The following is a 14,380-nucleotide window of genomic DNA, read 5'->3' on the forward strand; positions in this document are numbered from 1 at the left end:
CGGACGAAGAACGGTTGAAGTATTGGCAAAACAAATCCATGACGAAGAAGGATCAGCCACATGGAACAGAGTGAGCAACGTCCTTTGATTGGTAGAACGACCGATCTCACCTCATTCGGAACAGGCCAGATCATCGCCCTAGACCTGGCCACCGAACGAGTCAGCGTGATCGATGCCGACGGGCAACGCTGGAACGGCAACATGGATCAACTCGAAATCGAAGATTGAGGGAAAACGCAACATGACCAACCTTGAAACGACAATTTCAAGAACTGCATGCGATTGAACGCGAAGCCAGACAAGCAATGCGTCATCCGCAAAGATCTGCCGGGATAAGGAAGGCGTGTATTTATTTAGGGTATGCTTACATACACTGTTTATTTGTACAGGTGTAGCTATGGCCCGCGACCTTCCTCCTTTTCGGTCTGTCACTCAGCCCGAGCTACGGGCTTTCTGGATAAAGTACCCCGATGAAAATGTGCGCCGCTTGATTCTGGAGGTCGAAAGCTACCGTCGTGCAATGCTCGAAATAGACCGGCTGTACGAGTCAATCCAGCAAGCTTGGAGTTCTGAGGTCGGCGGCGAGTTGGTCGCGCTCTACATGCTCAAGCGTATTGTCTTCGATGAGCGCATGCGGGGCTTGGAAGTCGTTCGTGAGCCGATCCATCCGCAACGCTCCTAGATAGCCAAAATGGGTATACCCGTGCTGAAACAGCCCTGACCACACAACTCAGGGCTTTACTTCGATTAATGGCACGCTTAATTTGATACACCAACAAGTGAACACTCAAACTGATACAACGGGGTGAAGTACACCATGTTCATCCGTTCATACCTTCGCGCCTCGACTATCGAGCAAGATGCAACCCGGGCCAATGCAGCGTTGGAGCAATTCGCCGCTGAACACGGACACCTTGTTGCCAGTACATACACCGAGAACGTCAGTGGTACAGAAGCTGACAGGCCTGAATTGCTGCGCCTGCTCAAAGATGCTCGGAAGGGGGATGTTCTTCTTGTCGAAAGCATCGACCGACTATCTCGGATGGAGGATCCTGACTGGCGGACACTCAAGGCCGCTATTGATTCAAAGGGTTTGCGAATCGTTGCCCTCGATCTGCCAACCAGCCACCTAGCAATGAGAACAAGCCAAAACGACGAGTTCACCAGCCGCATGCTGGCAGCGATCAACAACATGATGGTCGAAATGATGGCGGCTATCGCTCGCAAGGACTATCAACAGCGTCGAGAGAGGCAAGCACAGGGAATCGCAAAAGCCAAACAGGGAGGCGTATACAAGGGCCGTCCTACAGACCAGGACTTACACAAGCGTGTACGGGAACTGCTCGCTGCGAACTTTGGCATTCGTGCTGCAGCCCGGCACGCGAAATGCTCGCCAACCACTGTGCTCAAAATCCGTGACCAGTTGAGCCGGTCGGAAGTGACTGACTAGCGAAGGCGTAGCCGTAGTCTGTCAGGCGCTTACGAGTGGCCGCTGCCGCAGGCGGCTTTGCCTGATTAACAACAAACGCAGAAGGTGACAGGTAGAGATCATAAGAAGCAGGAGTTGCGAACCCTTGATTTACGGGGCTTCCAGGGCAGTAGGTAGCTCAACATATGAGCGAACCTTCGGTCATGGTTGGTGAACCAACCTCGCTCATAGTTCGTGACCTAACCTAGCTCACCTGATGAGCTACCCAATCTATGAGCTACCCCTGGCTCATCCTTGCTCGATAGCAAACAGCCATGAGCTACCCCTAGCTCATACAGTGAGCTAGGGGTAGCTCATGGCTGAGCGCTATCTGACAAGCCTGTGAGATAGCGAACAAATTTGATCTACCCATAGAGCACAGTGTGAGCTACCCTTGGCTCATTCTTGCACGCTATCGAGCAAGTTTGAGAGATAGCGACCACAACTTGGATGATCTGACAGGAGGGTCAATGTCTGAGGAAATCCGCAACCTACACCAGCCCGCTCCACGCGGGACATGGGTGCAGACAGAGCGTGCTGGGCACGAAGCCTGGGCACAGCTCATAGCGCACGCTCCGCGTGCTGCTCAGCTGCTACACATCCTAGTTGCAAACATGGACAAGAGCGGTGCTCTGATCGCCAGCCAGGCCACATTGGCCAAGCTTATGGAAACCTCGACCGCGACCACCAAGCGGGCCTTGTCGGTGCTGATCGATCAAGCGTGGATTCAAACCATCAGGCTCGGCAGTGATCGAGGCGGCGCACTGGCGTACGTGGTTAACAGCCGAATCGCTTGGGCTGATAGCCGAGAAAACATCAGGTTTGCGCGTTTCAATGCGCGAGTGTTGGTGTCGTCGGAAGATCAAAGCGATCTTGGTACCGGCAAGCTGCTGAAAGCGCCGGTCATGGCACCAGGTGATATGCAGTTGCCTGCCGGTGATGGCATGAACCCGCCAGTTCAAGAAACTCTGGAGGGCATGCTGCCTGATTTGCCGTCGATCACGGACAATGAGAAGGCCTGAAAACGACGAAACCCGCAGCACGGCAATGCTGGCGGGTCTCTAGGTTTTCTGCGAAGGAGCAAAAATCCATCCAGATATTCTACAGGCTAGGAAGTGGAATGCACAGGACCCCATTCAATTGCATTTTACTTTCCAAAGCTGATCTATCCGCGTCGTGTAGCTTTGGTTGCATTTGACCTGACCAGTCATCTGCATCGGATTTGACCAACACGGTTCGTGGACATGACCGGCAGAAATCGGCCAAAAGCGGACGAATCTGAGGCCGCATAAAAACAACACCGGCTCGGGGCCGGTGTCAGCAGCGCAGCTTTGCGGTTGGCCACGCGGGCGTCTTGGAGGTCTTTACAGGCGAATGGAAGGATCCAATTAGACCTGTCCACCCACACCTTTAAATTTCTCAACAAAAGCTGCGATTTTCTGGAAGACAATCTGCTTTTTTTTCAGGTACTGCGGGTTCAGCGGGCTCATCTTGGGCAGAACGGCATTGAGCTCAGTGCCGCTGTCACTGGCAAACTCTCGCTTTAGTGAGGTAGTAATATAGCGCTTAGCCGCTTCTGCATTCAGGTTTTCTGTGCTGATTAGCTCTTGTGCCTCACTCTGTTGCTCCGCTTGGGCAAAGGTGAAGAAGGCGTCAATCACACTGGCCTTGTCACCAATCTGGTCTAGGTCGGTTTGGTTAATAAAGTCGACCAGCAAGCCTTCTTTGGCACGATTTTCCAGGCTGGCACGAATCACCCTGCGCACGTCTTCAACTAGTGATGCTTTGTTTTTAGCCTTTCTATTGTTCTCAAAAATCAGTTCTAGGATGTAGTCCAGGTTGATCTCTTGTGACTTGAGCAGGTCTACCTCAAAGACCACGTCATCCCAATCGACGGTGGACTTTTCCATTTCGGCGGAAGATTTTTCCCGGCGCAACCAATCACGAACGTCGTTATAGGTTGAGCGGTAGTCCTGGATTTTCCGTTCAGCTGGAATCCTGATCGATTGCAATGCAGTCACGTCATCATCGCTTAAGTAGTGCTGAGCTTTGAATGCTTCAACCGACGCCAGGTCATTCATATCGATATCTTGCAAGGCCTTCAGGCTGGCAAATTCATCGTAGTTTTGCAGCACGCTCTCAACACGCAAATACTCGCCAAACAGTTTCGCGAAAGCTTTTTTATCAGACTCTTTTTCAATGGCAGAGGGATCAGGGAAGCGTTGCTCTAACTCTCGAACTACGTCCACAAAGCCACGCCGCGCCTCACCAGTCACTACATCGGTAAAGCCTTCCATATACTCCGTATAGCTCTTCTCCAGCACTACGTTCTTGGTGTTTTTATCACCAAACAAGGTGATGGCGTCTATGGTCGCCTGCTCCAGGTCACGGAAGGTGACGATGTTGCCGAAGGTTTTGGTAGCGTCGAAAATGCGGTTGGTGCGCGAGTAGGCTTGCATCAAGCCGTGGTAACGCAGGTTTTTGTCGACAAACAAGGTGTTCAGCGTGGGGGCATCAAAGCCGGTCAGGAACATGCCCACCACAATGAGCAAGTCGATCTCCTTGGCTTTGACTTGTTTGGCCAGATCGCGGTAGTAGTTCTGGAAGCCATTGCTGTCCACGCTGAAGCTGGTTTTGAACAGCGCATTGTAGTCTGCAATGGCAGCGCTCAAAAATTCTTTGGCGCTGCTATTCATGGCAGAAACATCGAAGCTTTCGTCCTGAATATCGCCGACCGCGTCCTGCTCCTCGTTGGCCGCAAATGAGAAGATGGTGGCTACCCTCAATGGCCTGTCGCTGCCTTTCTGTAGATCCCTGAAAGACTCGTAGTACAGTTTGGCAGCGTCCACGCTGCTTACCGCGAACATGGCGTTAAAACCTTTATTGCCCGCTTGCAGGCGATGGGTTTTCTGCCTAAAGTTGTTCCGGATGTACTGGGTTATCTCGCGGATACGGTCGGGGTGCAACAAGGCCTGCTTGTTTTCCGCCGCACTGAGCTTTCTCTCATCCTGCTCAGTTTCAATGGCCTTGAACTGCGGCCGCACATCATTGTAGTCGACTTTGAATTTGAGCACCTTTTCATCACGAATCGCATCGGTGATTACATACGAATGTAATTCACGGCCAAATACGCTTGCAGTATCTTCCGCGCCTAAAGCGTTATAGCCTGTAAATATTGGTGTGCCGGTAAAGCCAAACTGACAGAACTTCTTGAACCTCTTCTTTAGATTCTTCTGCGCTTCACCAAACTGGCTGCGGTGGCACTCATCAAAAATGAAGACCACCTGCTTGCCGTAGATAGGTAGGTCGGCCTCACTCTTCATCAGGTTGTTCAGCTTCTGAATGGTGGTGACGATGATCTTATTGTCGTCCTTATCCAGGTTACGCTTCAGGCCAGCCGTGCTGTCAGAACCATTCACGCTTTCCGGTGAAAAGCGCTGGTATTCCTTCATGGTCTGGTAATCCAGATCTTTGCGGTCCACCACGAAGAACACCTTGTCAATGAAGTCCAGCTCAGTAGCGAGTCGCGCAACTTTGAAACTGGTCAGGGTCTTGCCTGAGCCGGTGGTATGCCAAATGAAGCCGCCGCTTTCGGTACTGCTCCAGTTCTTTGCCTGATACGTGCTGTTAATCTTCCACAGAATGCGCTCCGTGGCGGCAATCTGGTAAGGGCGCATCACAAGCAGCGTGTTGCTAACATCAAATACTGAGTAATGCAGCAGCACATTGAGCAAGGTGCGTTTCTGAAAGAAAGTGGCGGTAAAGTCTTTCAGATCTTTAATCAGGCTGTTATCCGCCTTCGCCCAATTCATGGTGAAGTCGAAGCTGTTCTTGTTGCGTTGGGTAGTGTTCGCAAAGTAACGGCTATCGGTGCCGTTAGAGACCACGAAAAGCTGCATATATTTATACAAAGAGTGCTCGCTGTTGAAGCTCTCCTTGCTGTAGCGGTGTACCTGGTTGAAGGCTTCGCGAATCGCAACACCGCGCTTTTTCAGCTCCACCTGCACCAGCGGCAAGCCGTTCACTAGAATAGTTACATCGTAGCGGTTGGCGTGGCTCCCCTTTTGCTCAAACTGCTTGATCACCTGCACCTTGTTGCGAGTAATGTTTTTTTTGTCCAGCAGGTAGATGTTTTGAATGCGGCCGTCGTCAAATACAAAGTCATGAATGTAATCGTCATGAATCTTCCGGGTTTTTTCGACAATGCCATCGCTGGGCTTGTCGAGCCAGGTCTCGACAAAGCGCAACCACTCGCTATCAGAAAATTCCACGTTGTTGAGAGTTTGCAGTTGCACGCGCACATTGGCTAACAAGGCCTCCGGCGTGTTCAGGCCGCTCAGGTATTCATAGCCCTGATTGACCAGATCCTGAATAAACTCGCGCTCCAGATCACCTTCGCTTTGGTAGCTCTCTGCAACCTGCCATTCCTTGCTGTATTTATCCAGAACAATGAAATTATTGGACTCAGCAATGGGCTTCGCGTAATCAACCATTTTATTGTTCCTGCTGCCAGTAGCCATAGGTATTCAGGTTCCTAAGCAGTAGACCAACCATCTCTCTCTCGGGCGGTGTCGGTTCTGCGATCTCTTCGTTGGACAAAGTATTGTGAGGATAAAAATTCATAATACGGCTGGAGTACGCTTTCTTGTCGTCCGGCAACAGGTCAGACCATCTCCGATATCCAAGAAAGTTTGCAGTTTTTTCATACAAATTGCGCAGCAGCGCAAAATGGTACCGCTGCACGCTATCGGTAGCGATAGCCTGCTCGATCAGGCTTCTAATGTGCAGGTGATAAGAAAAGCTTTTGTTTGAATCGCCTTGCTTTTCTTCATGCACAAATGTGCCATCGTCCAAGCGACTCAGAATATACCCGCTCTTTGCACCAACTTCGTTGTAAAGCACGTTATAAAACAGCGCGTTATGTGTGGATACAATAAATTTGACATCCGATGCACTCGAATTGATCAATTGCCCTAGGTTTACCGCTAGCTGAATCAGGTGGTTCTCATCCAGCGAACTGACCGGATCATCAATAAACACATATTCCAGTTGATTGAATTGGTCGGTTTCTCGATCAACCGGCTCCGCAACATTGAGTACGCCAACCACCTGCTCAAGCAGTGTGTAGAAAATACTCCAGATGAAGTTGCTTTCTTCGCCCTTGGAGATTTTCAGATTTCCCGAATGCGTCGCATCACCGCGCTCCATCGAGAAAGTGACCTCCGAGAAGGCTCTGATGGTGATCTCTTTACCGTCCTTGTCTTGTTCTTTTCGTTCTGCATTGAACCTTGGCGTGAGCTTGTCGTTGGTGTAACGCTGAAAGGTCGTGATGATATTCTGATCTTGGCCCTGGTCCATCAACACCCAATCCGTAAAGGTGTTGGGCTGAATTTTCAGCTTGGGATCAACATCGTCGGCCAAGTCGTTGTCCCAATAGAACAAGTCTTCAGTAAAGGCGTTGTAATACAGAATTTTGTTGCGCGACAACCCGGGTTGATCCGTCTCATCGCCGTCTTCACTTCCATCCTCTTTTGGAGCGATTAGCTGCTTGAAATCACGCGACAGACGCGTTTTACCTGTGCCATTAAAGGCATAGATCAGCTGCACCTTTTTTTTGGCTTCTTTTAGCTGTTGGGCGATTTCTGTCAGCGTCTTGCCCATATTATGCCGCTACCTTTTCTAGTTTTGGAAAATTCAACAGCAAGTCACGGTAATGCGCGTATTGTTTTTGGTGCAAAGCAATTTCACGCGGCAAACTTTCAGCGAGAGAGTTGGTGAGCGCGTCGAATCTATCAAGAATGGAAACGATGCGAATCTGTTCTGCTAGGGATCTATCTGGATCACTTGGGTACGGAACAGGAATTTTAATCTTCGAAAACCCATTAATCAGCAATGTGTTAACTTTGGTTCTGGCTATATATTTTGCCTTGTCGGCAATGAAAGCTGTCGTTTTCATGCAATAGGAAACAAATTTCGGATCCATTGAATGCCGAAAAGCATAGCAATGATCGTGAATAGCGACCTTTTCATCTCCGAGCCACGCAACGGCCTTGCCAACATCCTCAACGGTCTCGCCCACGTCGGTTATCACTACATCGCCTGGCTCTGCATAGCGCAGTGATCCAGCCATATCGTTTCTGACCTGAGAAAAAGCTCGTGTCGCAAAAGCGCCGTAACGCGTGTATATCTCGCCGTAATGGATAACGCTGATACCATCTTCAACAAAATCAGCTTTGGTAAAACGCTTTCCACGAATAAATTCGCCAATCTCTCCCAGCGCTTTCCACTCAACTTCCCCTTCTTTAAAACTCATCAACTCGTCGCGGTAGTGCATGTATTGTTTTTTACGAATGATCAGCTCGGCGGTTAGCTTGGCTTTTACCTCGGCGATCAGCTCGATAAAGGCGTCCAGTATGCGGACGATCTCGGCTTGGATTTCAAGCGATTTGATGGGGTTTTCTGGGCAGGGGATGGGCACTTGGAATCCTTCAAGCATGGGCTTCCTAATCGAGGAAGTAGTTGATCCCACGCTTTTCATCAAAATGTATTGCTTAAAACTGGACGACATGAAGTAGTACAAGAATTTCGTACTTATCACATCTGATTTAACATGAATTCTATAAGCCCTCTGATGTAGAGAGTACTTTCCTTCTACATAGTGAAATATGTCGCCAATCCCGCCTTCGCCGGGAATGATTATTGCCACCTCATCAAATTCAAAGGTATCTGACTTTAAGACGTTCTTTGAACGAACATAGAATGGGTAGATTCCGGTTTCGCTTTCATCCTGACGGTTTGAGCTTCCGGTACCAATGTCCGCCACAGATCCAAGAGTCACCCACTCCACTGCCACTCCATCCAACAGTTTTTCCATGAAATTCACGCTGCTCATGCCTCGATCTCCGCGACGATGGCATCAATCTCCGCCCGCAGTTGATCGATCTTGGCAACCGTGGCTTTCAGGTCGGCATTGAGCTGAGCAATATCCACCGCCTCACGGTTGTCCTTGGCATCGATGTAGCTGCTGACAGACAGGTTGTAGCCGTTGGCAGCCACCTGCTCAAAAGGGATGGACTGGACAAAGTGATCCACGTTCGCCTTACTATCGAACACCTGCATGATCTGCTTGATGTGCGTGTCCAGCAGCATGTTGTTGTTGATTTCTTTCTTGAACAGGCCGCTGGCGTCGATGAACTGGGTGGTGGTGTCGGTCTTGTGTTTGGACAGCACCAGAATGTTCACGGCGATGGTGGTGCCATAGAACAAATTGGGCGCGAGCGAGATCACGCTTTCCACGTAGTTGTTGTCCACCAGGTATTGGCGGATCTTTTGCTCAGCTCCGCCCCGGTAGAAGATGCCGGGGAAGCAAACGATGGCGGCACGGCCTTTGGCCGAGAGGTAGCTGAGTGCGTGCAGCACAAAGGCGAAGTCGGCTTTGGATTTGGGCGCGAGCACGCCGGCCGGGGCAAAGCGGTCGTCGTTGATCAGGGTGGGGTCGCCCGCCCCCTTCCACTTCACCGAGTACGGTGGGTTGGAGACGATGGCATCAAAAGGTTTGTCATCGCCAAAGTATGGCTCGCAGAGGGTGTCGCCCAGCTGGATATTGAATTTGTCGTAGTTGACGTTGTGCAGGAACATGTTCATCCGCGCCAGGTTATACGTGGTGTGGTTGAGTTCCTGACCGAAAAAGCCGTCTTCAATGATGTGTGCATCGAAGTGCTTCTTTGCTTGCAGCAGCAGCGAGCCCGAGCCACAGGCCGGGTCGTAAATCTTGTTGACCGTTGTTTGCTTGTGCATTGCGAGCTGGGCAATCAGCTTGGACACATGCTGCGGCGTGAAAAACTCACCACCGGACTTGCCGGCGTTGGCGGCGTAGTTGGAGATGAGAAATTCGTAGGCATCCCCAAACAGGTCGATGTGGCTGGCATCAAAGCTACCAAAGTCCAGCCCGGCTACGCCTTTGAGCACGGCGGCGAGGCGCGTATTCTTGTCTTTGACAGTGTTGCCCAGACGGTTGCTGGTGGTGTCGAAGTCGGCAAACAGGCCTCTGATATCGCGCTCGGAAGGGTAGCCGTTGGCCGAGCTTTCAATGGAGGCAAAGATGGCAGCCAGATCGATATTCAGACTCTCGTTGCTGTGGGCACTGGCAGCCACCTTGGCGAATACCTGACTGGGATAGATGAAGTAGCCCTTGGTCTTGATAGCATCGTCTTTGATGTCCAAGGTGATGATGCTATCGGGCAGCTCTGCGTAGTTGATGCTGTCATCACCGCCTTCGATGTAGCTGGCGAAGTTTTCGCTGATGAAGCGGTAGAAAAGGGTGCCGAGCACATACTGCTTGAAATCCCAGCCATCGACTGCGCCACGAACATCATTAGCAATTTGCCAGATCTGGCGTTGCAGTGCGGCGCGTTGTTGGGTACTTGTCATACTGTTGTGCCTATTTCCATTCGGTTTACTGGCCACTCCATCGTGTGTGAGAGTGACTGGGTGGTGTTGGGGGCGTTGGTGGGCTCGGTTAGCTGGCGCTGCGGTGTGTCGGGCAGGTGTGCCTGGGTGTAGTCATCAGTGGCGGGGCGTCTTAAACTCCTTCGTGCCCGTTAATAGACAGGTCACCAATTGCACTGACAAAGCAATGCAATCTTCGGCGATTTCGTCCCAGCCCCGTGGTTTTGCTGGTTACTGGCCGTAAGAGTTTCTTGTCGAGAGGGTCCTTCCTGGCCCAGATACTTCCTCGCTGGATTCAATTTTGTCGTTCCCGTTCTCCGTGTCGTCATCGGCACCACCCGCGCGCAACGATTCATTAATCTCGGAGCTGAAATTTCCACAGTCGCTCGATCTTGTGCGCGGGTAGACCCTTGTGCTCCCGCCAGCGGTAAACCGTGTCCTTCATTACGCCCCAGATGCCGGGCAACATCGATTGCGGTAACCCAAGGTTCGGCATTCATGGCATTGACGCTCAAAGACATCTCAATCGCTTTAAATCGTTGTGAGTCTGCCAGATAGCCGCATCAGCAGCTATCTTCAAATGCTCATGATTCCTTGATCGAATTTGATCGAAACGGCCTTCCCACAATAGGAAGGATCAGGGCGATTTACGCCTCTATCACTATTCTTGAAGGCTGTTACCCCCAATAGCGTGGAGGATAAGCGAGGACAGGTCACGATATTGATTCAACCTAGCTTCGCCTGCCCGCCATAACTGACCGCTTCTGGCCGTTCTCTGCCGAACTTGGTTACAAAGCGTTCTGGTTTAAATCCGATGAAATCGGTAGTCAGAACGAATGCAAATAACTGGTCAGGTTGAATGCAAACGGGTGGCCGCGCTCGCCGCGTGGCTACAGAGGCGGCGCAACGCAAAGACATCGATGAACATTAAAATGCCTGCCTTGAATCCATAGGTCAAAGCTAAGCTATCCCTCCGCGTCACCAAGTGGCTCATCATCATCGTTCGGTAGCGGACGCCCCAAAGGCCTATCCGTCGCCGTGCCTTGCCTGCAACGGGCTTTCGCGGCATATCCTCGGTCGCAAGCTCCCTCCGGTATTCCACGACCCATTGCACGCGGCCCAGCTCTGGATAGTCCGGGCTTACCGCGACCGACCGACGCTGACGAGCAGACCACCACCGGCAGCGCGCTCCAGGGCGAAGGGTCTTGCTGCGTCCGCTGCGCGAACGCGCTGAAAAGCGTTTGTTTACCGCTCGCAACACTCAGCCTCGGAGCAGCCCAGGAGAGCGGCTGCGTCAAGTCGAAAAGGCAATTTCTCGCACGCGAGAACAGGAATATTTAGTAAAGTATAATTTTACAAATAGTTGACACTGTAAGCGGGATTTGAGATACTAATCCCGTCGAAGCAATACCGCTTCGATTGCCCGGATTCAGCGGCGGCAACCGCTCCGGGAAATCTGCGAAGGAGATTCACTCATGGCTTTTGAGCCCCATATCCTCTACTTCAGCGAAGCGGCAGAACTGCGCCGCTACAGCACCTTCACCGTCATGCCTACCCATCAGGCACGACCAGGGCAAGATCCCGCCACCGTGACCCTTTACATGGTCGGCGAGCAACGCGATGGCGGTCAGCGTGAGGTCGTCGCGGAATTCCCGCTCGAACTACACGCCGAGATCTTCCTCGACATGGCCAAGGCAACCGCCTCCCAAGTCTGACCCGCAAGGCCCGGACGCCAAAACGTCCGGGCCTTTTGTGAAGGAACACCATGATGAACATGCCGAAAAAGTATGTGCTCAAGCATTTCCATTTCTGCTGTGGGTTGGGTGGCGGGGCCAAAGGCTTCAACCGCAACAAAGAAATCGTCGGCCACCTGCAGGCAGAGTGGCGCTGCATTGGCGGTGTCGATGTTGATGCCGGAGCCTTGCGTGACTTCCAGCGCCTGGCCGGTGTGCCTGGCACGCAGATGGATCTTTTCACCCGCGATCAGTACATCCGTTTCCACGGTAAAGAGCCGCCACTGGGTTGGACGGAAGCCACGCCGGAAGACATTCGCCGCGCTGCAGGCTTTCAGGATCCCGACACCGTTTTCATCAGCAGCCCATGCAAGGGCGCGAGCGGGCTTCTTTCCGAGGCGTTGAGCCAGACGCCGAAGTATCAAGCATTAAACGAACTGACCCTACGCTGTGTGTGGCTCATGTGCGAAGCATGGCGACACAACCCGCCCGGCCTCATTGTTTTCGAGAACGTGCCAAGGCTGGCCACCCGTGGCCGTCACCTGCTTGATCAGATCGCGCAGATCCTCGGCTTCTATGGCTATGCCGTGGCAGAGACAACGCATGATTGTGGCGAGCTGGGCGGCCTGGCGCAGAGCCGCAAGCGTTTCCTACTGGTTGCACGCCACGTCGAGAAAGTGCCGCCGTTCCTGTACGAGCCGGACAAGAAGTCGCTGCAGCCGGTCGGCGCAGTACTCGGACGTATGCCCATGCCGGGCGACATTGAGCTAGCAGGCCCAATGCACCGCATTCCAGCGCTGCAGTGGAAGACGTGGGTTCGCTTGGCCTTGGTCGAAGCTGGCAAGGACTGGCGCAGCCTTGACCGGCTGACCATCGAGGACGGCTATCTACGAGACTTTGTGATCGTACCCGAAGCGTTCTCCGGGTACTTGGGTGCCCACGGCTGGGACGATTCTGCAGGCACCGTCGCCGGGCAATCCGGCCCAACTAATGGGGCATTTTCGGTCGCGGATCCACGTAGCAAGGCAGGCGCTTTGCAATACCAACAGTATGGCGTCAGACGTTGGGACGACAGCAGCGGCGCAATCATCGGCGTCAAGTCACCAGGGCAGGGCACTTTCAGCGTTGCGGATCCGCGTGGCTCAGCTAGGGGCCACGGCAAATACAACGTAACGCGCTGGGACAGTGCCGCCCGCACGGTGATTGCCGGTAGCACAACCGGCCAAGGGGCTTTTGCTGTGCAGGATCCTCGCCCCGGCCTGCGCCGTGGCAAGGGCGATGCGTACCTAACCGGGGGCCATTACGGCGTTATTGGCTGGGATGGCCAAGCCGGTGCAGTATCGGCCAGCGCTCGCCAGGACAATGGCCGCTGGAGCGTAGCCGACCCGCGAATGCCCGCTGCTAATGATCGGCTTTCGTGTGTGATCGAGAGCCTGGATGGCACATGGCATCGCCCGTTCACCACCTTTGAAATGGCGGCGCTGCAAAGCTTGGTCGAGCCAGAGGAACAGTTAGAGCTGGACGGCTTGAGCGATCAGGCATGGCGCGAACGAATCGGCAACGCCGTGCCGCCCGACGCGGCGGAAGCCATCGCCGGTGTTATGGCCCGTACGCTGTTGCTGGCCAAGCAAGGCGAAACTTTCCTGCTCAGCCATATGCCGGTGTGGGTTCGACCAATCGCGGTCGGCCTGACGGTCGCAACTCAACAGCAATGACAAACAGCGCCCTGTAGACCAGGGCGCACCCAACCGGGCCAAGCGGCGGCAACCGCTCCGGTACACTGCGAAGGAGATACACCGATGCAATTCCGTGACCTCACCCCAAGCAAAGCCCAACGTTCCAGCGTTGCCCTGCAAACGGCTGCTCGACTGGCAGAACATCGGCGGAAGTATTATTCAGCTGCGGAACTTTACGAAGCTGCAGCGTCAATATGGCCGCACGGCAACGGTTCCGGGCTGTTGCGCAAGGCCGAACAGTGCCGCTCGCTGGTTGACGTGGACACTCCACACGAAATGGATATTTGAGGATCTGCAGCATGGACGAACAGACTGAGCGTGAACTGAACGACTACCTAAGCCTCCTTTTCTGGACGGAAACCGCCTCGGTTGCCGAGATCCAAGGTGCTATGTCGGTCGCATCTGGTGTCACCAAACAAGACTTGAAAATGGCGATCAGGTGCATGATGGATTCAGACCGTCCGGCCCTGGCGAACGACTTTCCCGAACTGCTCGCAAATCGAGTCACGTTGTCAGGACTTCGGAGCAAACACATCGAGTTAGCAAAAGCAATGGCCGTGCTAGAGGAATCGCTGAAGCGGCGAGAGCATGACCCATCGTATCCGTTGAAAGGGTATGGGTTAGCGCTCGGGTGTGTCAGGAAGATGCAGAATTTCGGCAACATCACTGCAGCGCAACGAGAGCTGTTATTGAGTGAGCTGGTCAGAATAAAACGTGGTGACATGCGGGATAATTGAGGGAAGGGATAGCACTAGGTTGTGTTGCTGGCAGCTGATCCAGCCACTAGATATAGTGGTTATCCAAATGAGCCAGGTCTTGGCCCTTCGGGCTTCCATCCTCACGCCTTCGCCCGTACCGGGCTGCGCGCTCTGCTTGCCTCCGGCCTTCGGCCTGCGCACAGTCCTGCAGGACGGTTTGCCCGCCCATCCGCGTTCACCAGGTGGCTCATCATCATCGTTCGGTAGCGGACGCCCCAAAGGCCTATCCGTCGCCGT

General features: G+C 53.0%; 13 protein-coding genes. 9 read left to right on the forward strand and 4 right to left on the reverse strand.

Annotation, left to right across the window (positions count from 1 at the left end; all coding sequences use genetic code 11):
• Positions 1-60 precede the first annotated feature (60 nt).
• The 4 genes from D8U73_RS29140 (at position 61) to D8U73_RS06855 (ending at position 2,490) form a co-directional block, all read left to right on the forward strand.
• A complete protein-coding gene (locus D8U73_RS29140; protein ID WP_177435516.1) occupies positions 61-228 on the forward strand; it encodes a hypothetical protein in 168 nt (55 codons plus the stop codon).
• A 169-nt stretch (positions 229-397) separates the two neighbouring features.
• Entirely contained in the window at positions 398-682 is a 285-nt protein-coding gene (locus D8U73_RS06845) for a hypothetical protein (protein ID WP_241668499.1), read from the forward strand.
• A 135-nt stretch (positions 683-817) separates the two neighbouring features.
• The gene (locus D8U73_RS06850) at positions 818-1,450 is read left to right on the forward strand and encodes a recombinase family protein (RefSeq protein ID WP_130904032.1); all 633 of its coding nucleotides are present in this window, start codon (positions 818-820) and stop codon (positions 1,448-1,450) included.
• 488 nt (positions 1,451-1,938) lie between these two features.
• Positions 1,939-2,490, forward strand: a complete 552-nt coding sequence (locus D8U73_RS06855) for a helix-turn-helix domain-containing protein (protein WP_130904033.1) — start codon at positions 1,939-1,941, stop codon at positions 2,488-2,490.
• 366 nt (positions 2,491-2,856) lie between these two features.
• Here the strand turns inward: D8U73_RS06855 and D8U73_RS06860 are convergent, their stop codons facing one another.
• Genes D8U73_RS06860 through D8U73_RS06875 form a run of 4 tightly spaced genes read right to left on the reverse strand, consistent with a single transcriptional unit; the run spans position 2,857 to position 9,898 of the window.
• Positions 2,857-5,961, reverse strand: coding sequence for a type I restriction endonuclease subunit R (locus D8U73_RS06860; RefSeq protein ID WP_130904034.1), 3,105 nt, complete (start codon positions 5,959-5,961; stop codon positions 2,857-2,859).
• A gap of 1 nt (position 5,962) precedes the next feature.
• Positions 5,963-7,129, reverse strand: coding sequence for an AAA family ATPase (locus D8U73_RS06865; protein ID WP_130904035.1), 1,167 nt, complete (start codon positions 7,127-7,129; stop codon positions 5,963-5,965).
• A gap of 1 nt (position 7,130) precedes the next feature.
• Positions 7,131-8,360, reverse strand: a complete 1,230-nt coding sequence (locus D8U73_RS06870) for a restriction endonuclease subunit S (RefSeq protein WP_130904036.1) — start codon at positions 8,358-8,360, stop codon at positions 7,131-7,133.
• Positions 8,357-9,898, reverse strand: a complete 1,542-nt coding sequence (locus D8U73_RS06875) for a type I restriction-modification system subunit M (protein ID WP_130904037.1) — start codon at positions 9,896-9,898, stop codon at positions 8,357-8,359. The genes D8U73_RS06870 and D8U73_RS06875 overlap by 4 nt, the downstream gene beginning before the upstream one ends.
• A 1,493-nt stretch (positions 9,899-11,391) precedes the next feature.
• Here D8U73_RS06875 and D8U73_RS06885 point away from each other — a divergent pair.
• The 5 genes from D8U73_RS06885 to D8U73_RS29330 all read left to right on the forward strand — a co-directional run.
• Entirely contained in the window at positions 11,392-11,631 is a 240-nt protein-coding gene (locus D8U73_RS06885; protein WP_130904038.1) for a hypothetical protein, read from the forward strand.
• Between the two features lie 53 nt (positions 11,632-11,684).
• The gene (locus D8U73_RS06890) at positions 11,685-13,364 is read left to right on the forward strand and encodes a DNA cytosine methyltransferase (protein WP_130904039.1); all 1,680 of its coding nucleotides are present in this window, start codon (positions 11,685-11,687) and stop codon (positions 13,362-13,364) included.
• Between the two features lie 84 nt (positions 13,365-13,448).
• A complete protein-coding gene (locus D8U73_RS06895) occupies positions 13,449-13,673 on the forward strand; it encodes a hypothetical protein (RefSeq protein WP_130904040.1) in 225 nt (74 codons plus the stop codon).
• An 11-nt stretch (positions 13,674-13,684) separates the two neighbouring features.
• Complete coding sequence (locus tag D8U73_RS06900; protein WP_130904041.1) at positions 13,685-14,122, forward strand: hypothetical protein; 438 nt, start codon at positions 13,685-13,687, stop codon at positions 14,120-14,122.
• A gap of 67 nt (positions 14,123-14,189) precedes the next feature.
• A partial coding sequence (locus D8U73_RS29330) for a hypothetical protein (protein WP_206663017.1) occupies positions 14,190-14,380 on the forward strand: 191 nt, incomplete at its 3' end.

Origin of the sequence: Pseudomonas sp. Sample_22 (genome assembly GCF_004307635.1) — a bacterium.
Taxonomy (GTDB): domain Bacteria; phylum Pseudomonadota; class Gammaproteobacteria; order Pseudomonadales; family Pseudomonadaceae; genus Aquipseudomonas.

Coding starts and splice junctions, on each gene's coding strand:
- D8U73_RS29140 (WP_177435516.1), top strand. CDS start 61: ATGGAACAGAGTGAGCAACGTCCTTTGATTGGTAGAACGACCGATCTC.
- D8U73_RS06845 (WP_241668499.1), top strand. CDS start 398: ATGGCCCGCGACCTTCCTCCTTTTCGGTCTGTCACTCAGCCCGAGCTA.
- D8U73_RS06850 (WP_130904032.1), top strand. CDS start 818: ATGTTCATCCGTTCATACCTTCGCGCCTCGACTATCGAGCAAGATGCA.
- D8U73_RS06855 (WP_130904033.1), top strand. CDS start 1,939: ATGTCTGAGGAAATCCGCAACCTACACCAGCCCGCTCCACGCGGGACA.
- D8U73_RS06860 (WP_130904034.1), bottom strand. CDS start 5,961: ATGGTTGATTACGCGAAGCCCATTGCTGAGTCCAATAATTTCATTGTT.
- D8U73_RS06865 (WP_130904035.1), bottom strand. CDS start 7,129: ATGGGCAAGACGCTGACAGAAATCGCCCAACAGCTAAAAGAAGCCAAA.
- D8U73_RS06870 (WP_130904036.1), bottom strand. CDS start 8,360: ATGAGCAGCGTGAATTTCATGGAAAAACTGTTGGATGGAGTGGCAGTG.
- D8U73_RS06875 (WP_130904037.1), bottom strand. CDS start 9,898: ATGACAAGTACCCAACAACGCGCCGCACTGCAACGCCAGATCTGGCAA.
- D8U73_RS06885 (WP_130904038.1), top strand. CDS start 11,392: ATGGCTTTTGAGCCCCATATCCTCTACTTCAGCGAAGCGGCAGAACTG.
- D8U73_RS06890 (WP_130904039.1), top strand. CDS start 11,685: ATGAACATGCCGAAAAAGTATGTGCTCAAGCATTTCCATTTCTGCTGT.
- D8U73_RS06895 (WP_130904040.1), top strand. CDS start 13,449: ATGCAATTCCGTGACCTCACCCCAAGCAAAGCCCAACGTTCCAGCGTT.
- D8U73_RS06900 (WP_130904041.1), top strand. CDS start 13,685: ATGGACGAACAGACTGAGCGTGAACTGAACGACTACCTAAGCCTCCTT.